Genomic DNA, 21,013 nt, shown 5'->3' with positions numbered 1-21,013 from the left:
CCGGAAGCATTGACGAAACGCGAGCCCACTCCTACCTTCAACGCGTCGTACTTCGTACGTCATATATGAGACGCGATATGTGAGATCCGAGAGGGCCGCATGACCTCTGTGCCCACCCCGATCCCGTCCCGCACGCAATACGTGCTGGACGCCATCAAACACCGCATCCTGACGGGGCAGTTGACGCCCGGACAGGCCCTGGTCGAGACGGAGCTGGCCGCACAGTTCGGGGTGTCCAAGACCCCGGTGCGGGAGGCGCTGAAGACGCTCGCCGGGACCGGTCTGGTCGTGATGAGCCAGTACAAGGGCGTCACGGTGCGCATGGTGGACGCGGACATGGCGCGCGAGGTCTACGACGTGCGGCTGCTGCTGGAGCCGGAGGCCCTGCGCCGGGCGGTGCGGCGCGGCGCGTCCCTCGACGCCGCTCGCTCCGCGCTGACCCGCGCCGACGACGCCACCGACACCGCCGAACGGTCGCTCGCCAACCGCGAGTTCCACCGCGCCCTCTACCTGCCCTGCGGCAACCCGCTGCTCGGCCGGATGCTGGACGAGGTCCGCGACCAGGCCGCCCTCGTCTCCGCCGTCGCCTGGGCGGCCGACCCCTCCTGGGAGCGGGAGGCCGCCGAGCACCGGGAGATCCTGCGGCTCGCGCTCGACGGTGACGCGGACGGCGCCGCGAGCGCCCTGCACGCCCACATCGCGTCCTTCGTGCGGCGAGCGTTCCCCTCGGACAGCGAGCCCCACCCAGAGGAAGGCCAGGAATGAGCAGCGTGACGTTCGAGACCCAGCGGGCGGCCCTGGCCGACGTGGTGGCCATCCCGGTGACCCCCTTCGCCGAGGACGGCTCCGTCGACCGGGACACCCACCGGGTCCTGCTGCGTCGCCTGCTCGACGGCGGGATCAGCACCCTCACCCCCAACGGCAACACCGGCGAGTTCTACGCCCTCAGCCCCGAGGAGCGGCGCCTGGTGACCGAGTGGACCGTGCAGGAGGCGGGCGACCGTGCCGTGATCCTCGTCGGGGTCGGGCACGACGTACCCACCGCGATCGCCTCCGCCCGGCACGCCCGCGACCTCGGCGCCCAGATGGTCATGGTCCACCAGCCCGTCCACCCGTACGTCTCGGCCGCCGGCTGGGTCGACTACCACCGCGCCATCGCCGAAGCCGTCCCCGAGCTGGGCGTGGTGCCGTACCTGCGCAACGCCCAGTTGCCCGGCGCCCGCCTCGCCGAACTCGCCGACCACTGCCCGAACGTCATCGGCGTCAAGTACGCCGTCCCGGACGCCGCACGGTTCGCGGCCTTCGCGCGGGACGCGGGCCTCGACCGCTTCGTCTGGGTCGCCGGTCTCGCCGAGCCCTACGCCCCCTCCTACTTCTCCGCGGGCGCCACCGGCTTCACCTCCGGGCTCGTGAACGTCGCCCCGGCCGTTTCGCTGAACATGATCGAAGCCCTTCGATCCGGCGACTATCCGGCCGCCATGAAGGTCTGGGAGCAGATCCGCCGCTTCGAGGAACTGCGCGCGGCCCACGGCTCCGCCAACAACGTCACCGTCGTCAAGGAGGCGCTCGCCGCGCTCGGCCTGTGCCGCAGGGACGTCCGCCCGCCGAGCAAGCCGCTGCCCGAGGACGAACGGGCCGAGGTCGCCGTCATCGCCGCCGGATGGTCGATATGAACGCACCCCGCAAGAGCCCCGAGAATCTGAGGAGCCACCAGTGGTACGGCACCGACGGCCTGCGCTCCTTCAGCCACCGCGCCCGCACCCGCCAGCTCGGCTACCTGCCCGAGGAACACCTCGGCAAGCCGGTCATCGCCGTCCTCAACACCTGGTCCGACATCAACCCCTGCCACGTCCACCTGCGCGACCGCGCCCAGGCCGTCAAGCGCGGGGTGTGGCAGGCCGGTGGCTTCCCGCTGGAGTTCCCGGTCTCCACGCTCAGCGAGACCTTCCAGAAGCCGACCCCGATGCTCTACCGCAACCTGCTCGCGATGGAGACCGAGGAACTGCTGCGGTCGTACCCGGTCGACGGAGCGGTGCTGATGGGCGGCTGCGACAAGTCCACGCCCGCCCTGCTCATGGGCGCCGCCTCCGTGGACCTGCCGGCGGTCTTCGTGCCGGCCGGCCCCATGCTCCCGGGCCACTGGCGCGACCAGGTCCTCGGCTCCGGCACCGACATGTGGAAGTACTGGGACGACAAGCGGGCCGGTCTCATCGGCGACTGCGAGATGGCCGAGCTGGAGAGCGGCCTGGCCCGCTCGCCCGGCCACTGCATGACCATGGGTACGGCGTCCACGCTCACGGCCGCCGCCGAGGCGCTCGGCGTGACCGTGCCCGGCGCGTCCAGCATCCCGGCGGTGGACTCCGGACACGACCGGATGGCCGCCGAGGCGGGCCTGACGATCGTCGAACTGGTCCACCGGGACCGCAAGCTGAGCGAGATCCTCACCCGCGAGGCCTTCGAGGACGCCGTGACGACCGTCCTGGGCCTCGGCGGCTCCACCAACGCCGTGATCCACCTGATCGCCATGGCGGGCCGGGCCGGGGTGCGGCTCACCCTGGACGACTTCGACCGCATCGCCCGCACGGTTCCCGTGCTCGCCGACGTCCGCCCCGGCGGACAGCGCTACCTCATGGAGGACTTCCACTTCGCGGGCGGCCTGCCCGGCTTCCTGTCCCGCATCCGCGACCTGCTCCACCTGGAGCGGCCGACGGTCTCGCACGACACCCTGCGCGACCAGCTGCGGGGTGCCCGGGTGCACAACGACGACGTCATCCGGCCCCGTGACAACCCGGTCGCGCGCGAGGGCGGGGTCGCCGTACTCCGGGGCAACCTCTGCCCGGACGGCGCCGTCATCAAGCACATCGCCGCCGAGCCCCACCTGCTCCGGCACACCGGCCCCGCGGTCGTCTTCGACGACTACAGGACCATGCAGCGGACCATCGACGACCCCTCGCTCGGCATCACCGCCGACAGCGTGCTCGTCCTGCGCAACACCGGTCCCAAGGGCGGGCCGGGCATGCCCGAGTACGGCATGCTGCCGATCCCCGACCACCTGCTCAAGCAGGGCGTACGGGACATGGTCCGGATCTCCGACGCCCGGATGAGCGGCACGAGTTACGGCACCTGTGTCCTGCACGTGGCGCCCGAGTCGTACGTCGGCGGCCCGCTGGCGCTGGTCCGCACCGGGGACCTCATCACCCTCGACGTCGACGCCCGCGGCCTCCATCTCCACGTGGACGACGAGGAGCTGGCGCGCAGGCGAGCCGAGTGGACCCCGCCGCCCGCCCGGTTCGAGCGGGGCTACGGCGCCCTCTACAACGAGCAGATCACGCAGGCCGACACCGGCTGCGACTTCGAGTTCCTGGCCCGGCCGGGCAGCGTGCCGGACCCGTACGCCGGCTGACCCGTCGACATGAGCGAAGCGCTCACCCATGTGTATGTAGCAAGCGCTTCCTATATCCGCCCCACTGTGAACGGAGAACAGTCATGGCCCAAGCCGCAGCCGTGGCGAAACCGCCCGCGCCACCCCGGCGGCGCCGTGCCTCCGCGACCCCGCGCAGGCTGCCGTACCTGCTGATCGCCCCGGCGGCCCTGCTGATGCTGGGCTTCATCGCCTACCCGGTGCTCAGCGTCTTCTACTACAGCCTGCAGAACTACAACCCCACCAAGCCGTGGCGGAACGGCTTCGCGGGCTTCGACAACTTCACGCAGGCCTTCGCCCACGACCCCCAGTTCTGGGACACGCTGACCTTCAGCGCCCAGTGGGTCGTGGTCGAGGTCGGCCTGCAACTGCTGTTCGGGCTCGCGCTGGCCCTCATCGTCAACCAGACCTTCGTCGGGCGGGCGCTCGGACGCGCCCTCGTCTTCTCCCCGTGGGCCGTCTCCGGCGTGCTGACCTCCGCGATCTGGGTCCTGCTCTACAACTCCCAGACGGGCATCACCCGTTACCTCGCCGATGCGGGCATCGGCTCCTACGGCACGAGCTGGCTGTCGGACACCTCGACGGTCTTCCCGGCGGCGGTGGTCGCCGATCTCTGGCGGGGCGTCCCCTTCTTCGCGATCCTCATCCTCGCCGACCTCCAGTCCGTCTCCAGGGACCTGTACGAGGCGGCCGAGGTCGACGGAGCCAGTCGCCTCAAGCAGTTCTGGCACATCACCCTGCCCCACCTGAAGGACGCGATCGTCCTGTCCACGCTGCTGCGCGCGGTGTGGGAGTTCAACAACGTCGACCTGCTCTACACCCTCACGGGCGGCGGACCGGCCGGGGAGACCACGACGCTCCCGCTCTACATCGCCAACACCAGCGTCGACGCCCACAACTTCGGCTACGCCTCCGCCCTGACCACGGTGGCGTTCGTGATCCTGCTCTTCTGCTCGATCGTCTATCTGCGGCTGAGCAAGTTCGGAGGTGAGACCAAGTGATCACCGAGATCGCTCCCGCGCCCGAGCGTGTGGTGTCCGAGCCCGCCCGGCCACGCAAGAAGCGCCGTGCCTGGGACGAGGTCCCGCGCTGGCAGATCTACCTCCCCCTGGGGATCTACCTCCTGTTCACCCTGATCCCCTTCTACTGGATCCTCCTCTTCGCCCTCCGCCCGGCCGGCTCCACCTCGCTCGTGCCGTGGCCGATGACCTTCGACCACTTCCAGAAGGTATGGACCGAGCGCAGCTTCGGCACCTACTTCGCCAACAGCGTCTACGTCGGCCTCGCCACCCTGGTGCTGACCACGCTCGTCGCCCTGGCCGGCGGCTACGCGCTCGCCCGCTTCGACTTCCGGGCCAAGCGCGGCTTCATGCTGGCCCTGCTGTGCTCCCAGTTCGTGCCGGGCGCACTGCTGCTGGTGCCGCTCTTCCAGATCTTCGCCAAGCTGTCGATGATCAACTCCCTCGGCAGTGTGATCATCGCCGAGACCGTCTTCCAGTTGCCGCTGTCGATGATCCTGATCAGCGGCTTCATCCGGAACGTGCCCTACTCCCTGGAGGAGGCCGCCTGGGTGGACGGCTGCAACCGGCTCACCGCTTTCAGGATCGTCGTCCTGCCGCTGCTGCGGCCCGGTCTGATCGCCGTCGGCTCCTTCGCCTTCGTGCACGCCTGGAACCACTTCCTGTTCGCCCTGATGTTTCTGTCCGACCAGAGCAAGCAGACCATCCCGGTCGGCCTCAACACCCTGATGAGCGCCGACAGCGTCGACCTGGGTGCCCTGGCCGCGGGCGGCATCGTCGCGGCCGTACCCGTGGTGATCGTGTTCGCCTTCATCCAGAAGTGGCTGATCACCGGCTTCAGCGCGGGGGCGGTGAAGGGATGAGACGCCGTCCCGTCAGCAGGGTCGTCCTTCGCCCTCCCGACCTGCGCGCCGCCTACGACCGCCTCCCCGTCCGGCGACCCGGCGCCCGGTCCCGGCTCGCCGGCCACGGCGAGGCGATGCTCACCGGCGCCGGCGACTCGGCCACCGGCGACCACGGCAGGCTCCGGGCCACCCCGCAGCCGGGCAGCGGGCGCGATCTGACGGCGGGCACCGGCCGGCCGCCCACCCCGCACGCAAGGACCGACAGCACCGCGCCGGCCGACCGGGAGACGGCGTGCGGCGCGGGTGCGGGGAGGATCCCGTGAGCGTACCCATCGTCCTGACGGGCGCGCGCGGTCACGGCCGCCGGCACCTCGACAACATCCGCCGGCTCCAGGCCCGGGGGCTGGTCCGGCTGGCCGGGATCTGCGAGCTGACCCCGCTGTCCGCCGAGGAGATCCCGGACGGCCTGGACAGGCCCGAGCAGTCCGCCGACCTCGGTGCGCTGCTCGACCGCACGGGCGCCCGGGTCGCCGTGATCTGCACGCCGATCCCCACCCACACCGACCTGGCCCTCACCGCCGCCGGGCGGGGCGTGCACATCCTGCTGGAGAAGCCGCCGGCGCCGTCGTACGCCGAGTACCGGCGCATGGCCGACGGGGTGGCGGAGGCCGGCGTGGTCTGCCAGATCGGCTTCCAGTCGCTGGGCTCGCACGCCGTGCCGGCCATCCGGCGGCTGATCGCCGAGGGCGCGATCGGCGAACTCGCCGGGGTCGGCGGGGCCGGGGCCTGGGCGCGCCCCGAGGCCTACTACCGGCGGGCGCCCTGGGCGGGCCGGCGGCGCCTGAACGGCGTCGACGTGGTCGACGGCGTCCTCACCAACCCCCTCGCGCACGCCGTCGCCACCGCTCTCGCCCTGCTCGGCACGACCCGCGCCGAGGACGTCACCGGCATCGAGACCGAACTGCTGCGCGCCAACGACATCGAGTCCGACGACACCTCCTGCGTCCGGGTCGGCACCCCGCACGGCCCGGTCACGGTCGCCGCGACCCTGTGCGCCGAGGAGCCGGGGGAGCCGTACGTCGTGCTGCACGGCGAGAGCGGGCGGATCACCTTCTGGTACAAGCAGGACCGGGTGCTGGTCCAGCGGGCCGGGCACGGCCCGGAGGAGACCGGGTACGGCCGCACCGACCTGCTGGAGAACCTGGTCGAGCACCTGGCCGGCGGCGCACGGCTGCTGGTACCGCCGGACGAGACCGGCGCCTTCATGAAGGTCGTCGAGGCCGTCCGGACCGCCCCCGACCCGGCCCCGCTCCCCGCGCACGCCTGGCGGCTGCTGCCCGCCGAACAACGCCGGGTCGTGCCCGGCATCGACGGCCTGGTCGCGGCCGCCGCCGACACCCTGGCCCTCTACTCCGAACTGGGCGCCGCCTGGGCCCTGCCGAAAGAGGTGAGCACGCGATGACCTCCCACGACAGCCCGGTCCTGCGGGTGGCGGGCCGCCCGGTCGGCCGGTACGTCACCCGGCCCGAGCCGCCCGTCCGCCTCTCCCCGCGCCCCTATCTGCACCCCGTCACCACCCTGGCCGGCACGGCGGTCACCGAGGCGGCCCCCGCCGACCACGCACACCACCTCGGCGTCGGTGTCGCCGTCCCCGACGTCGAGGGGCACAACTTCTGGGGCGGGCGCACCTTCGTCCGGGGCCGGGGTCCCACCGAGCTGGACAATCACGGCACCCAGCGGCACGCCTCCTTCCAGCTGCGCGACCCCGACGGCTTCGTGGAGGAACTGCGCTGGGTCGCCGCCGGGAAGGAGCTGCTGCGCGAGCGCCGTACGGTCGCGGCCACCGGACTGACCGGCACCGCCTGGGCGCTGGACTTCACGTTCTCCCTGACGAACGTCTCCGCCGGCCCGCTGACCCTCGGCAGCCCCGCCACCAACGGGCGCCCCGGCGCGGCCTACGGCGGCTTCTTCTGGCGGGCCCGCAAGGAGGACTCGGTGCCGGACGTCTACACGGCCGACCGCGAGGGGGAGGCCGAGGTGCACGGCAGCCGCGCCGACTGGATCGCGCTCGCCGGGGCCGGCTGGACGCTGGTCTTCGCCGGGGCCACCGAGGAGACCCGACGGGACCCGTGGTTCGTACGGGCCACCGAGTACCCCGGGGTCGGGTCGTCGCTGGCGTCCGCGCAGCGCCTGCCGGTCGAGCCCGGCGCGACCGTGGTGCGCCGCGTGGTCACGGTGGTCGCCGACGGGCGTCCGGACCGCGGGGAAGCGGCCGCGCTGGTCGGGAAGGCGGTGAGCCGGTGAGGGACGAGACGTACCAGAACCCGGTCCTGAACGCCGACTGGTCGGACCCGGACGTCGTCCGCGTCGGCGACGACTTCTACCTCACCGCCTCCAGCTTCGGCCGCGTCCCCGGCCTGCCGTTGCTGCACTCGCGCGACCTCGTGGGCTGGACCCTCGTCGGCCACGCGCTCGAACGCCTGGAACCCGAGGAGGAGTTCCGCACACCCCGGCACGACTGCGGGGTCTGGGCACCGTCCATCCGTCACCACGACGACCGTTTCTGGATCTTCTGGGGCGACCCCGACCAGGGCATCTTCCAGATCAACGCCCCCGAGGTCCGCGGCCCCTGGACCCGCCCGCACCTGCTCAAGGCGGGCAAAGGCCTGATCGACCCGTGCCCGTTGTGGGACGACGAGACCGGCGACGCCTACCTCGTGCACGCCTGGGCCAGGTCCCGCTCCGGCATCAAGAACCGGCTCACCGGCCACCGGATGCACCCCGACGGCACCTCGCTGCTCGACGAGGGCAAGGTGATCGTCGACGGGGACCGCATCCCCGGCTGGTTCACCCTCGAAGGACCCAAGCTCTACCGGCACGACGGCTGGTTCTGGATCCTGGCGCCCGCCGGGGGAGTGGAGACCGGCTGGCAGGGCGCCTTCCGCTCGCGCGGCTTCTTCGGGCCGTACGAGGAGCGGATCGTCCTGGAGCAGAAGGACACCGAGGTCAACGGGCCGCACCAGGGCGGCTGGGTGCGCACCGCGGCCGGCGAGGACTGGTTCCTGCACTTCCAGCAGCGGGGCGCCTACGGCAGGGTCGTCCACCTCCAGCCGATGCGCTGGGGTGCCGACGGCTGGCCGGTCCTCGGCGACGAGGGCGCCCCCGTCGCCGTACACCGCAAGCCGGACCTGCCGGCGCAGCCTCCCGCCGCTCCCGCCACCGACGACGACTTCCCCGGCGGACGCTACGGCCGCCAGTGGCAGTGGACCGCCAACCCGGGCGACGGCTGGGCCACCCAGCACTCCGGGGACGGGCTGCGGCTGACCTGCGTCCGCTCGGCCGACGCCCACGACCCGAGGAAACTCCCCCACGTCCTCACCCAGCGGCTGCCCGGCCTGCCCTGCACGGTCGAGGTCGAGCTGCGCCTGGACGGCACCGAGCCGGGGGCGCGGGCGGGGCTCGTGGTGCTCGGGGACGCCTTCGGCTGGATCGGCCTCGAGCGTGCGGCCGACGGGACGGTCCACCTCGTGCACCGGTTCGCGGAGGCGGTCGCCGAGAGGGAGCGGGACGCGGGCGCGCCCTGTCCCGCGCCGGAGGGACGGGCCCGGCTGCGGATCGAGGCCGGGGCCGGCGCGCGCTGCCGGTTCTCGTACGACGTCGGGGACGGCTTCCGCACCTCCGCACCCGTCTTCGCGGCCACCCCCTGGCGCTGGGTCGGCGCCCTGCTCGGCCTGTTCGCCGTCGCGCCCGAGGGACCGGGGCAGGCCGGGGCGGCGACCTTCACCCGGTTCCGCATCGGCCCTGGGTGACCCTCCCCGCACACGTGTGGGAAGGCCTCCGGCGCACCTGCCGGGCAAGCGCTTGCCCACAGCTCCACCACTCCGTTGGATCCAGAAGAAGAGAGCCGACCGATGAAGAGCAGCATTCCGAGAAGCAGGCGCGCCGTCACGGCCGTCGCCCTGGGCTCCGTCCTCGCGCTGGCCGCCACCGCCTGCGGCGACGACGGCAGCGGCGGCGCGGGGGACAAGGGGGGCGAGGGCTCCGGCAAGGGCACGATCACCTTCTGGGACAACAACGGCGGTGTCCGCACCGACATCTGGAAGCGGATCATCGCCGACTTCGAGCAGAAGTACCCGGACATCAAGGTCAGGTACGTCGGCATCCCGGCGGCGAGCGCCCAGTCCAAGTACGACACCGCGATCCAGGGCGGCGGCCTGCCCGACGTGGGCGGCGTGGGCACCGCGATGCTCGCCGAGGTCGCCGCACAGGGCGCGCTGGAGCCCCTGGACTCCCGGCTGGAGAAGAGTCCGCTGAACGGCAAGCTGAGTCGGAACCTGCTCGACGTGAGCAAGGCGGCCGGTGGTGGGGACACCCTGTACCAGGTGCCGACCTCGGCCAACAACGGCACGCTCTGGTACCGGACCGATCTGTTCAAGAAGGCCGGCCTGGACGCGCCGACCACCTGGTCGACGTTCTACGAGGCCGCCGACAAGCTGACGAACACGGGCAAGAACGAGTTCGGCTTCACCATCCGCGGCGGCGAGGGGTCCATCGCCCCGGCCCTCGACGCGGTGTACGGCCAGACCGGCATCACCTCGTTCTGGAACGGCGACAAGACCACCGTCAACGATCCGAAGAACGTTGCCGCGCTGGAGAAGTACGTCGCGCTGTACAAGAAAAACACCCCGTCCGCCGACGTCAACAACGACTTCACCAAGATGGTCGCGCAGTGGGACAGCGGCACCATCGGCATGCTGAGCCACAACCTCGGGTCCTACCAGGACCATCTGAAGGCGCTGGGCAAGGAGAAGTTCCGGGGCATCCCCAACCCCACCCTGGACGACGGCACCCGGGTGCAGGTGTCCAACCCGGTGGACGGGCTGAGCCTGTTCAAGTCGGGCAAGAACAAGGCCGCCGCCTGGAAGTTCATCGAGTTCGCCGTCTCCGCCGCGGAGAACTCCAAGTTCAACGAGTCGGCGGGGCAGGTGCCGGCGAACACGGACGCGGCCGAGGACGCCTGGATCCAGTCGGCCGAGCCGACCAAGCTGGCGGCCGAGGCGCTCAACGGGGGCAACACGAAGATCGTGCAACTGCCGTACTACCTGCCGGACTGGAACACGATCTCCAAGTCCGACAACGAGCCGAACTTCCAGAAGGTGCTGCTCGGGAAGCTGAGCGCGAAGGACTTCCTGGACACGCTCGCGGACCAGCTGAACACGGCGCAGGCCGACTGGAAGAAGAACCACTGAGAACTCCCGTGGTTCGGGTGCGCGGGGCGCTGCGGGTCCGGTGGTGGCCGGTCGCGCGGCTCCCCGCGCCCTGGATCGATCTCGGCGCTCGAAAGGCACAGATCGTGTCCCTTACGCGTAGACAAGTCGGGTTGGCCGCCGCGGTCGCCGCTCCGCTCGCTCTCGCCGCCACCGGTACCGCGCAAGCCGCCCGGCGTTCCCGGACGCTCTACATCGCCGGTGACTCCACCGCCGCGCAGAAATACGCCGACGCGGCTCCCGAGACCGGATGGGGAACGGCGCTCCCCTTCTTTCTGCGGAAGGAGGTCGCCGTCGCCAACCATGCCGTCAACGGGCGCAGTTCGAAGAGCTTCGTGGAGGAAGGGCGGCTCGACGGCGTCCTCTGCGTGATCCGGCCCGGGGACCTCCTGCTGATCCAGTTCGCGCACAACGACGAGAAGGCCACCGATCCCGCCCGGTACACCGAGCCCTGGACGACGTACCAGGACTTTCTGCGGCTGTACCTCGACGGTGCCCGGGCGCGCGGGGCGCGGCCCGTGCTCGCCACCCCGGTGGAGCGGCGCCGGTTCGACGCCGAGGGCAACGCCGTGCCGACCCATGGTGACTACCCGGCCGCCATGCGGGCGCTGGCGAAGGAGGAAGGGGTCGCGCTGCTCGACGTCGAGGCGCTGTCGCTCGCGTTGTGGCAGCTGCTCGGGGTGGAGGAGACGAAGACCTACTTCAACTGGACCGCCACGGAGCAGGACAACACGCACTTCAATCCGCCGGGCGCCATCGCGGTGGCCCGGCTGGTCGCGCGGGAGTTGCTGCGCACCCGGCTGCCGGCCCGGCATGACGTCGTACGGCTGCACGAGGACGTCCCGACGTCCTGGATCACCTGGCCGCCCGCCCCGGAATCCTGACCTTCTGCATGAGGAGAGCCGCACAGTGCGTACACAGATATGTCATGGCCGTGTCATAGGTGCCCTCGTGGGCGGTACGGCCCTCGTCCTCGCCGTAACCGGCACCGCCTTCGCGCACTCCGCCCACCGAACCGGCCTCGACCGGCAGGTGCTGCCCGCGAAGGACGGCTGGGCCGCCTACGGCACCGGAACGACCGGCGGTGCCGCCGCCGACTCCGCGCACGTCTACACCGTCACCACCTGGGAGCAGTTCAAGGCCGCCCTCGCGGACGGCGGCAGCGCCCCGAGGATCATCAGAGTGAAGGGGACGATCGACGCCGACGGGCCGGGGTGCGACTCCTTCGCCGTGCCCGGGTACGACTTCGCCACCTACCTGCAGACCTACGACCCGGCGGTGTGGGGCCGTACCAAGACCCTCGACGCCGAGCCAGACGACAGCCCCGAGGGCCTGCGTCGCGCCTCCGCCGCCCGCCAGGACGCCTTCATCAAGGCGAACGTCCCGGCCGGCACCACCATCGTCGGCATCGGGAAGGACGCCGGCTTCAAGGGCGCCAGCCTGCAGATCAAAGGCGTCGACAACGTCATCGTCCGCAACCTGAGCTTCGAGAGCCCCCTGGACTGCTTCCCGCAGTGGGACCCGACCGACACCGCCGACGGCAACTGGAACTCCGAGTACGACAGCGCCGTCGTCCACGGCTCGACGCACGTGTGGATGGACCACAACACCTTCACCGACGGCGACCACCCCGACAGCACCCTGCCGCACCACTTCGGGCGCATCTTCCAGCAGCACGACGGCGAACTCGACATCGTCAAGGGCGCGGACTACGTCACCGCCTCCTGGAACGTCTTCGAGGACCACGACAAGACGATCCTGATCGGCAACAGCGACAGCGCCTCGACGGCCGCCGTGGACCGTGGGCACCTGAAGGTCACCTTCCACCACAACCTGTTCCGCGACCTGGTCGAGCGCGCACCCCGCGTCCGCTTCGGACAGGTGGACTCCTACAACAACCACTTCGTCGCCGGCGAGGGCTACTCCTACAGCTACGGCATCGGCATGGAGTCCCGACTCGTCGCCCAGCACAACGCCTTCACACTGCCGGACGGGGTGAAGGCCGGCTCCGTCCTGAAGAAGTGGAAGGAGGCGCCGGTCACCGCCGACGACAACTACGTCAACGGCGTGCCGACCGATCTGATCGCCGTCCACAACGCCGAGGTGCCCCAAGAGATCCTCCAGTCCGGTGCCGGCTGGACGCCCGCCCTGCGCGCCGAGGTCGACCCCGCGCGGGCCGTACCGGGCCTCGTCGCCCACCGCGCGGGCGCCGGTCGCCTGTGCTGAACCGGCACGGGGCCGGGGCGAGTCCCCGGCCCCTCCTCCTCTCCCACGACCCGCACCGCGAAGGAGCACGCCCATGCCCTCGCCCCACCTCCCCGTGACCAGACGGCGTTTCCTCGTGGCGAGCGCCGGGGCCGCCGCCGCGCTCGGCCTCGCCTCCGCCCCCGCGCGGGCCGCCGGGCGACCGCGCCCGTTCGGCCGCTACGGGTCACCGGACCGCCGCCTCACCCCGCAGACCCTGTACGTCGACCCGCGCGGCCACGGCGACTTCACCTCCGTGCAGGCCGCCGTGGCCGCCGCCACCGGCACCGGCCGGACGCTGGTCCTCGCCCCCGGTACCTACCGGGAGACGGTCGCCGTCGACGTCAGCCGCCAGGAGATGACCTGGATCGGCGCCTGCGAGGACCCCCGGGGCGTCGTGATCGTCCACGACAACGCGGCCGGCACCCCCAAGCCCGGCGGCGGCACCCACGGCACCTCCGGCTCGGCCACCACGACCGTGCAGGCCGACGGCTTCACCGCCCACCGGATCACCTTCGCCAACGACTGGCTGCGCGCCGACCACCCCGACATCAGCGGCACCCAGGCCGTCGCCCTGAAGGTGCAGGGCGACCGCAGCGCCTTCCTGCACTGCCGCTTCCTCGGCCACCAGGACACCCTGTACGCCTACTCCACGGCCCTCGGCACCTTCGCCCGCCAGTACTTCGCCCACTGCTACGTGGAGGGGGACGTCGACTTCGTCTTCGGCCGGGCCACGGCGGTGTACGAGCACTGCCACTTCCACACCCTGGACCGGACGGACCTGGCCGCGGCGCCCTACGGCTTCGTCTTCGCGCCCTCCACGGCCGTCGCCAACCCGCGGGGCTACCTGGTCACGCGCAGCCGCGTCACCAGCGAGGCACCGGACGCCGCCTACAAACTGGCCCGGCCCTGGGTGCCCAGCTCCGACCCCACCGCCCGCCCGATGCTCACCGTCCGCGACACCTGGCTCGGCCCGGGCATCGACGCCGTCGCGCCCTACACCGACATGTCGACCGCCCACCCCTGGCAGAACCATCGGTTCGCCGAGTACCGTAACACCGGTCCCGGCGCAGTCGTCACGGTCGCCGAGAACCGGCCCCAACTCCCCGACGAACAGGCCGGGTCGGCGACCAGGGAGGCCTACCTCGGAGACTGGGACCCGCGGAAGGGGTGGTGATGCTCCGCGGACGTACGCCGCTCGGCGGAGCCGCGGCCGGTCTCGCCGGCCTGGTGTCCGGCGCCTTGCCGGGGACCTTGGTGTCACCCGTAGGTGAACTCGCCCGTCCGCGGTAGCAGTTCCGGCCCCAGGGGGACCGGGTCAAGGGAACGCCATGTCCGAGTCAGGGCAGGGCAATGCTCCGGGCCGGTACGAGCCGCGCCTGAAACACGGCACGCGTATCGATCGGATAACAGGCCTCGCGGTGCGGTTGTGATGCGCGTAGACAGTGCGTGACCTGGTACATCACTTCCATCCACCAGATCCGGAGAATTCATGCGGAAGTCCCTCGGAGCGGCCGCCGTCGGCGCCGCCTGCGCCCTCGCCGGGGCCGCGCTGTACGGCGCGGGCGCGGCCACCGCCGGCCAGTCGACGGCGAACTCCACCCACGAGCCCTACAACATCGGGCTGTTGGTGAAGGACATCGACACCTACTACGGCACCACCACCGACAGCAACGGCGTCTACCAGGCGTCCCCGGACAGCCCGTACGCCAAGGACCTGGCGCGTATCGACGCCGACGCCCGCAGCTTCATCGACAAGGCGGCCGACAAGGCGCACCGTCACGGTGAGAAGCCGGCCGTCGTCTTCGACATCGACGACACCCTGCTGCTCAGCCTTGACTACGAGAAGCGCTACAACTACACGTACAACGCCACCACGTGGGCCGACTACGTGAACCGCGCCGACCGCCCCGCCGTCTTCGGCAGCCCCGAGCTGGTCCGGTACGCCGAGTCCAAGGGCGTCGAGGTCTTCTACAACTCCGGTCTCAGCGAGGCGCAGCGCTCCGCCGCCGTGGAGAACCTGAAGAAGGTCGGCGCCGATGTGAACCTCGACGCCGCCCACATGTTCCTCAAGGACAAGGCCGACCCGCCGGCCTACCTGAGCGACTGCGCCACCCCGGGCACCTGGAACTGCACGACCGTGCAGTACAAGTCGGGAACCCGCGAGCACATCGAGGACGACCTCGGGTACGAGATCATCGCCAACTTCGGCGACCAGTACTCGGACCTGGACGGCGGCCACGCCGACCGTACCTACAAGCTGCCGAACCCGACGTACTTCGTCAGCTGAGCACTTCCGGGCCGGCGGCGAGCAGTCGCCGGTACGCGGCCCCCGTCACCGGCAGCACCCGGCCGTGGCGGGGGCCGGCTGCTCATGGTCGGTGGAGAGCACGGGCCGTCGAGCGCTGCGCGGGTGACGGCAGCCGGGAGTTTCGGTGGTTTTCGTGCGCGCGCGGCAACCTCTCGACGGCGCCGGGCACCTGGAGCGGATGGGTGCATTCCTCGCGCTGGCTTCCGCCGCCTGTTACGGCCTCGTCGACTTCGCCGGCGGGGTGCTGTCCCGCCGGGTGCACTTCGCCGTGGTCACCTTCCTCGGGCAGGTGGGCGGCCTGCTCTTCGCCGTCACGCTCGCCCTGCTGACACCCGCGGCGGCGGTGCGGCCCGCGGACGTGCTGTGGGGAGCGCTGTCCGGTGCCGGCAGCGCCGCGGCCATGCACTTCCTCAACCGCGGCCTGAGCCGGGGTGCCATGACCGTCGTCGTACCCGTGAGCGCCGTCACCGGGGTGGCCCTGTCCGTCGTGTGCGGTGTGCTCTTCCTGCACGACCGGCCGAGCCCGCCGGCCTGGCTGGGCATCGGCGTCACCGTGCCCGCCCTGTGGCTGGTCTCCGGGGGTGGAACGGGACACGACGGCCCGGCGGCCCCGGGGTCGCGAACGGCGGACGGTCCGGCGGCCTCGGGGCGGCGGTCGACGGACGGCCTGGCGGCGAGCCTGGGGGTGGCCGTCCAGTATCTGGGGCTCGCCCAGGCGGATCCGGCGAGCGGTCTGTGGCCCGTGGCGGCCGGCCGGCTCGCCGCCGTCCTCCTTCTGCTGCCGAGCGCCGGGCGGCACGCCGCCCGCTTCCGGCAGCCCGCCGGTCGCCTCGCCCAGGCCGTCCTGATCGGCGCGGGAGCGGCGCTCGGCCTGATCCTCTACCTCTGGTCGACCCGGCAGCAGATCCTCGCCGTCGCGGTCGTCCTGGCCTCCCTGTACCCGGCCGTGCCGACGATCCTCGGGCTCGCCGTCCTGCACGAGAAGGTGACCCGGACACAGGCGGCCGGCCTGGCGGGGGCGGCCGCCGCCGTCGTGCTGCTCAGCCTCGGTTGAGGGCCCGGTCGAGGTCCCGGCTCACGAGTCGTGCCGCTGCCGCCGTGCGGGGCGAAGCCGCCGGTCACCGCGTACGCGTCGCCGTCGGCCGTACCCGTCATGGTGTAGCCGTCGTCCGCGGCGTCCCGGCCGCCGCGCTCGTGGTGGTACTGCCCGGCGAAGACCCACTGGCCCGCCCCACAGCGCCTGCAGCGCGTCCGCCGCCAGGTCGTCGGTGGCATCGGCGTCGCCGGTCAACAGATGGGCGAGCCGGGCGCGATTCCCCGACATCGGACAACCGTGCACCAGGGCGAGGTGCGGAACTGTATCAGCGGTGGATCGAACGCCGTATGGAAGCTCGAACCCGATTCCGTAACACGGGGAAAACCTGAAACAGGTGGGACGAGGGAACAATCCAGCCAGCATCCGCGCACGATCGTCAGGCACCGAGGAGTGGGACCATGTCCGAGACGCAGAAGGTGGATCAGCGTCCGAGCGCCGCGCCACCCGCCCGCAACGGCGTCGACCGGTACTTCAGGATCTCCGAACGGGGATCCAGCTTCGGCCGGGAGATACGCGGCGGCTTCGCCACGTTCTTCACCATGGCCTACATCCTCGTCCTGAATCCGATCATCCTGGGCAGCGCCAAGGACAAGTTCGGCCACTCCCTCGACACCGGGCAACTCGTCACCGCCACCGCGCTGGTGGCCTGCGTGATGACGGTCGTCATGGGCGTCGGCGGCAACCTCCCGCTCGCGATCGCCGCCGGCCTCGGCCTCAACGCCGTCGTCGCCTTCCAACTCGCCCCGCTGATGAGCTGGTCGGACGCGATGGGCCTGGTCGTCCTCGAGGGCCTGGTCATCTGCCTCCTGGTCCTCACCGGCCTGCGAAAAGCGATCATGAACGCGATCCCGCAGCAGCTGAAGCAGGCGATCGGCGTCGGCATCGGCCTGTTCATCGCCTTCATCGGCTTCGTCGACGCCGGGTTCGTCAGCCGTGTCCCGGACGCCGCGCACACCACCGTGCCCGTGCAACTCGGCGCCGTCGGGCGCCTCACCGGCTGGCCCGTCCTCGTCTTCTGTCTCGGCGTGCTGCTCACCATCGCGCTGCTCGCCCGCAAGGTGAAGGGCGCGCTCCTCATCAGCATCGTGACGATGACCGTCGTCGCGATCGTCATCGACGCCGTCGCCGACATCAAGAGCTGGGGCCTGACCACCCCCAAGGTCCCGGACGAGATCGTCGCGGCCCCGGACTTCGGGCTCGTCGGTCACCTCAGCCTGTTCGGCGGCTTCGCCGAGGCCGGCGTGCTCACCGCCGTCCTGCTCGTCTTCACCCTGATCCTGTCGGACTTCTTCGACGCCATGGGCACCATCGTCGGCATCACCGCCGAGGCCGGACTGCTGGACGACAAGGGGCAGGTGCCCGGCATCGGCCGCGTCCTGTTCATCGACGGGGCCGCCGCCGTCGCCGGCGGTCTGGGCTCCGCCTCCTCCAACACCGCCTACATCGAGTCCGCGGCCGGCGTCGGCGAGGGCGCTCGCACCGGCTTCGCCAACCTCGTCACCGGCGGCCTCTTCGGCCTCGCCCTCTTCCTCACCCCGCTGCTCACCATCGTCCCGCTGCAGGCGGCGGCGCCCGCGCTGATCGCGGTGGGCTTCCTGATGATGACCCACGTCAAGCACATCGACTGGGACAGGTACGAGATCGCCGTCCCGGCGTTCCTCACCATCGCCGCGATGCCGTTCACGTACTCCATCACCGACGGCATCGGCGCGGGCTTCGTGTCCTACGTCGTCGTCAAGACGGTCCTGGGCAAGGCCAAGGAGGTCAACTGGTTGCTGTGGGGGGTCTCGGCGCTGTTCCTGGTGTACTTCGCGATCGATCCGGTGGAGCAGATTCTGGGCGTCTGAGCATCGGGAAGGGCGGCGCGCCCCGAAGCGGCGCGGGGCACCGCGCGACCAGCCCCCGCCGGGCCGCACCCGGCGTCACACCTGGCCGCGCAGCCACCCTCAGCCCTTCAGCGCCGCTTCCATCATCGCCCGCGCCACCGGCGCCGCCAGCCCGTTGCCGCTGACCTCCGAACGCGCCGCGTCCGACTGTTCGACCATCACCGCGACGGCGATCTCCTTGCCGCTGCTGTCGGACTTGCCGTACGAGGTGAACCAGGCGTACGGCGTCTTGCTGTTGTTCTCGCCATGCTGGGCGGTACCGGTCTTGCCGCCGACGGTCACCCCGTCGATCAGCGCGTTCGTGCCCGTTCCGTCCTTGACCACCGTCTCCATGGCCGACCGCAGTTGCTCGGCGGTCGAGGAGCTGACGATCCGCTGGGTGTCCGCGCTGTCGTCGTAGTCCTTCAGCACCTCACCGCCGCTGTCGGTGATCTGCGACACCATATGCGGCGAGACCAGCTTGCCGCCGTTGGCTATGGCGGCGGACACCATGGCCATCTGGAGCGGGGTCGCGGTGACGTCGAACTGGCCGATGCCGGACAGCGCGGTCTGCGCCTCGTCCATGCCGGAGGGGTACACGCTGGCGTAGGCCCGCACCGGCACGTCCTGTTCCTGGTTGTCGAAGCCGAACTTCTCGGCCATGGCCTTGACCTTGTCCTGCCCCAGCTGGACGGCCATATGACCGAAGACGTTGTTGCACGAGTACCGCAGGGCGACCCGGATCGAGGCGTTCTCGCACGGCGCCGACTTGCTCTCGTTCGGCAGCTCGCGCACCGTGCCCGGCATGATGTAGGGATCCGGGCTGTCGGTGGGCTCGTCCACGTTCTCGTACAGCCCGTCCTCCAGCGCTGCCGCCGCCACGACCAGCTTGAACGTCGAGCCCGGCGGCAGCGGCTGACGCAGCGCGCGGTTGGTGAGCGGCTTGTCCTTGTCCGCGTTGAGCGCCTTCCAGGCCGTCCCGGCCGTGTTGGCGTCGGTCAGCGAGGAGGGGTCGTAGGACGGCGTCGACACCGCCGCGAGGATCTTGCCGGTCCTGGGGTCGATCGCGACGGCCCCGCCCTTGTTGCCACCGAGCGCGCGGTACGCCGCCTTCTGCACGGCCGGGTCGATCGTCGTGAGCACGTTGCCCGGATCGGCACGCCGGCCCGTGAGGGTGTCCATCACGCTCTTCAGCCGGGGGTCCGTGCCGTTGAGCAGGTCCGTGTAGATGCCCTCCAGCTGGGTGGGCGCGTAGGCCTGCGAGGCGTAGCCGGTCACCGCCGCGTACAGCGTGCCGTCCTTGTACGTCCGCTTGTACGCGAGGTCGCCGCCCTTCGTCCGCGCCGAGCCGGTGATCGCGTTCCCGGCCACGATGATGTTCCCGAGCGGCCGCGAGTACGTCTCGATCGCGTTGCGCCGGTTGTCCTTGTCGTCCGCGAGGGCCTTGCCGTCGTAGAACTGCACCCATGTCGCCCTGACCAGCAGAGCGAGCACGAGCAGCAGCGCGAAGACGGACGCCCGCCTGATCGTCTTGTTCATCCCGTTCGGAAGACGAGCGAAACGGGGGCGATCGTTCCCGAACGCCCGGCTTTCTCATCGAGTGCTCAGGAAACCGGCCTCGTACGCGCCGGGTGCTGTTCCGGGGAGGACCCTCGGAGGACTCAGGCCTCCAGGATCAGGACGACCTCCTCGATCTCCCGGCCCCGCGCGTTCGCGTAGCCCCGGGCCCGGACCGACTCGCGGAACCCGCACTTGCCCAGCACGCGCAGCGAGGCGGCGTTGTCGGCCGCCGCCCGCGCGTACAGCGGCCGTTCGGGCACCTCCGCGAGCAGGGCCCGCAAGGCGGCCGTCGCCACGCCCCGGCCCCAGTACGCGCGGTCGATCCAGTACGTCACCTCGCGCTCGCCGGCCACACCGTAGACCGCCGCGTTGCCGGCCACGACTCCGTCGGCCAGAACCGTGCGCAGCACGTCGGAGGAGCTCCGCAGGCGCTGCCAGTAGGCCGCGAAGGCCTCCCGGTCGTACAGGCCCTCAGGGCCGAACGCGGCCATCCGGACAGCCTCCGGATCGGTCATCTGCCGGAAGAACACCGGCAGGTCACTGTCCTGTACGGCGCGCAGCGCGATCTCCACGGACCCGAGCCTACGCCCGCCCTCACAGTCTCCGCGTCGCCAGCGTCAGCCGGTCCCGTGCGTCGAACAGCGCGTCCTTGATCAGCTGCTCGTGGGCGGGGGTCAGCCGGGCCACCGGGACCGAGCAGCTGATGGCGTCGCGGGCGGGCGTGCGGTACGGGATGGCCACGCCGAAGCAGCGCAGGCCCAGCGTGTTCTCCTCGCGGTCGACCGCGAAGCCCTGCTCGCGGATCTGGTCCAGCTCCTCGATGAGCTTCTCGCGGTCGGTGATCGTGTGCTCGGTGAGGGCCGGCAGGGTCTCCGGCAGCAGCTTGCGCACCTGCTCGTCGGTATAGGTGGCGAGGATCGCCTTGCCGAGCGAGGTGGAGTGGGCCGGGAGCCGGCGCCCGACGCGGGTGAAGGGGCGCAGGTAGTGCTGGGACTGGCGGGTGGCCAGGTAGACGACGTTGGTGCCGTCGAGCCGGGCCAGGTGGATGGTCTCCGTGGTGTCGTCGGACAGCCGGTCCAGGGTCGGACGCGCGGCGGCCACCACCTCGTCGCCGTCGATGTACGAGGTGCCCACGAGCAGCGCCCGCACCCCGATGCCGTACCGGGTGCCGGTCGCGTCCGTCTCCACCCAGCCCAGCTCCACCAGCGTGCGCAGCAGCATGTACAGGCTGGACTTGGGGTACCCCACGGCCTCCTGGACCGCCGCGAGCGAGTGCATACCGGGCCGGCCGGCGAAGTACTCCAGCAGTTCAACGGTCCGTACCGCGGACTTGACCTGCGCCCCGCCGCCTGTGTCGCCTGCCGTCATCGCCCTTGACCCCTTCG

General features: G+C 71.3%; 19 protein-coding genes. 16 read left to right on the top strand and 3 right to left on the bottom strand.

Features of this window, described 5'->3' with window-relative positions; translation table 11 throughout:
- Positions 1-99 precede the first annotated feature (99 nt).
- From ACGFRF_RS18500 to ACGFRF_RS18425, 16 genes are all read left to right on the top strand, one after another.
- On the top strand, positions 100-765 hold the full coding sequence (locus tag ACGFRF_RS18500) for a GntR family transcriptional regulator (RefSeq protein WP_393741093.1): 666 nt from the start codon (positions 100-102) through the stop codon (positions 763-765).
- Positions 762-1,673 (top strand): dihydrodipicolinate synthase family protein, encoded by a 912-nt coding sequence (locus ACGFRF_RS18495; protein WP_393741091.1) that lies wholly within the window; start codon positions 762-764, stop codon positions 1,671-1,673. The genes ACGFRF_RS18500 and ACGFRF_RS18495 overlap by 4 nt, the downstream gene beginning before the upstream one ends.
- Positions 1,670-3,403: an L-arabinonate dehydratase gene (gene araD, locus ACGFRF_RS18490; protein ID WP_393741089.1), complete on the top strand. Its 1,734-nt coding sequence runs from the start codon at positions 1,670-1,672 to the stop codon at positions 3,401-3,403. The genes ACGFRF_RS18495 and araD overlap by 4 nt, the downstream gene beginning before the upstream one ends.
- Positions 3,404-3,486: 83 nt before the next feature.
- Positions 3,487-4,422 carry a carbohydrate ABC transporter permease gene (locus ACGFRF_RS18485; protein ID WP_393741087.1) on the top strand — a complete coding sequence of 312 codons (936 nt, stop codon included), beginning with the start codon at positions 3,487-3,489 and terminating at the stop codon, positions 4,420-4,422.
- Positions 4,419-5,303: a carbohydrate ABC transporter permease gene (locus ACGFRF_RS18480; RefSeq protein WP_393741085.1), complete on the top strand. Its 885-nt coding sequence runs from the start codon at positions 4,419-4,421 to the stop codon at positions 5,301-5,303. The genes ACGFRF_RS18485 and ACGFRF_RS18480 overlap by 4 nt, the downstream gene beginning before the upstream one ends.
- Complete coding sequence (locus tag ACGFRF_RS18475) at positions 5,300-5,608, top strand: hypothetical protein (protein ID WP_393741083.1); 309 nt, start codon at positions 5,300-5,302, stop codon at positions 5,606-5,608. Before ACGFRF_RS18480 ends, ACGFRF_RS18475 begins: the two co-directional genes overlap by 4 nt.
- The gene (locus tag ACGFRF_RS18470; RefSeq protein WP_393741081.1) at positions 5,605-6,747 is read left to right on the top strand and encodes a Gfo/Idh/MocA family protein; all 1,143 of its coding nucleotides are present in this window, start codon (positions 5,605-5,607) and stop codon (positions 6,745-6,747) included. Before ACGFRF_RS18475 ends, ACGFRF_RS18470 begins: the two co-directional genes overlap by 4 nt.
- Complete coding sequence (locus tag ACGFRF_RS18465) at positions 6,744-7,589, top strand: PmoA family protein (RefSeq protein WP_393741079.1); 846 nt, start codon at positions 6,744-6,746, stop codon at positions 7,587-7,589. The genes ACGFRF_RS18470 and ACGFRF_RS18465 overlap by 4 nt, the downstream gene beginning before the upstream one ends.
- Entirely contained in the window at positions 7,586-9,094 is a 1,509-nt protein-coding gene (locus ACGFRF_RS18460; RefSeq protein WP_393741077.1) for a glycoside hydrolase 43 family protein, read from the top strand. The genes ACGFRF_RS18465 and ACGFRF_RS18460 overlap by 4 nt, the downstream gene beginning before the upstream one ends.
- A 102-nt stretch (positions 9,095-9,196) precedes the next feature.
- The gene (locus ACGFRF_RS18455) at positions 9,197-10,534 is read left to right on the top strand and encodes an ABC transporter substrate-binding protein (protein ID WP_393741075.1); all 1,338 of its coding nucleotides are present in this window, start codon (positions 9,197-9,199) and stop codon (positions 10,532-10,534) included.
- Between the two features lie 104 nt (positions 10,535-10,638).
- Positions 10,639-11,436: a rhamnogalacturonan acetylesterase gene (locus tag ACGFRF_RS18450; RefSeq protein ID WP_393741073.1), complete on the top strand. Its 798-nt coding sequence runs from the start codon at positions 10,639-10,641 to the stop codon at positions 11,434-11,436.
- A gap of 25 nt (positions 11,437-11,461) precedes the next feature.
- The gene (locus ACGFRF_RS18445) at positions 11,462-12,778 is read left to right on the top strand and encodes a polysaccharide lyase family 1 protein (protein ID WP_393741071.1); all 1,317 of its coding nucleotides are present in this window, start codon (positions 11,462-11,464) and stop codon (positions 12,776-12,778) included.
- Positions 12,779-12,851: 73 nt separating this feature from the next.
- Positions 12,852-13,973, top strand: coding sequence for a pectinesterase family protein (locus ACGFRF_RS18440; RefSeq protein ID WP_393741069.1), 1,122 nt, complete (start codon positions 12,852-12,854; stop codon positions 13,971-13,973).
- A gap of 315 nt (positions 13,974-14,288) precedes the next feature.
- On the top strand, positions 14,289-15,086 hold the full coding sequence (locus ACGFRF_RS18435; RefSeq protein WP_393741067.1) for an HAD family acid phosphatase: 798 nt from the start codon (positions 14,289-14,291) through the stop codon (positions 15,084-15,086).
- A 145-nt stretch (positions 15,087-15,231) separates the two neighbouring features.
- Positions 15,232-16,161, top strand: coding sequence for an EamA family transporter (locus ACGFRF_RS18430; protein WP_393741065.1), 930 nt, complete (start codon positions 15,232-15,234; stop codon positions 16,159-16,161).
- A gap of 440 nt (positions 16,162-16,601) precedes the next feature.
- Positions 16,602-18,050, top strand: a complete 1,449-nt coding sequence (locus ACGFRF_RS18425) for an NCS2 family permease (protein ID WP_393741063.1) — start codon at positions 16,602-16,604, stop codon at positions 18,048-18,050.
- A gap of 99 nt (positions 18,051-18,149) precedes the next feature.
- Here the strand turns inward: ACGFRF_RS18425 and ACGFRF_RS18420 are convergent, their stop codons facing one another.
- From ACGFRF_RS18420 to ACGFRF_RS18410, 3 genes are all read right to left on the bottom strand, one after another.
- Positions 18,150-19,607 carry a peptidoglycan D,D-transpeptidase FtsI family protein gene (locus ACGFRF_RS18420; protein WP_393741061.1) on the bottom strand — a complete coding sequence of 486 codons (1,458 nt, stop codon included), beginning with the start codon at positions 19,605-19,607 and terminating at the stop codon, positions 18,150-18,152.
- Between the two features lie 122 nt (positions 19,608-19,729).
- The gene (locus ACGFRF_RS18415) at positions 19,730-20,200 is read right to left on the bottom strand and encodes a GNAT family N-acetyltransferase (RefSeq protein ID WP_393741059.1); all 471 of its coding nucleotides are present in this window, start codon (positions 20,198-20,200) and stop codon (positions 19,730-19,732) included.
- Positions 20,201-20,222: 22 nt separating this feature from the next.
- Positions 20,223-20,996: an IclR family transcriptional regulator gene (locus ACGFRF_RS18410; protein ID WP_393741057.1), complete on the bottom strand. Its 774-nt coding sequence runs from the start codon at positions 20,994-20,996 to the stop codon at positions 20,223-20,225.
- Positions 20,997-21,013 lie beyond the last annotated feature (17 nt).

It is taken from the genome of Streptomyces sp. NPDC048521 (assembly GCF_043199855.1).
Lineage (GTDB): Bacteria > Actinomycetota > Actinomycetes > Streptomycetales > Streptomycetaceae > Streptomyces.
The sequence above is the reverse complement of the archived record's forward strand: the minus strand, read 5'-3'. Positions and strand labels throughout refer to the sequence as shown.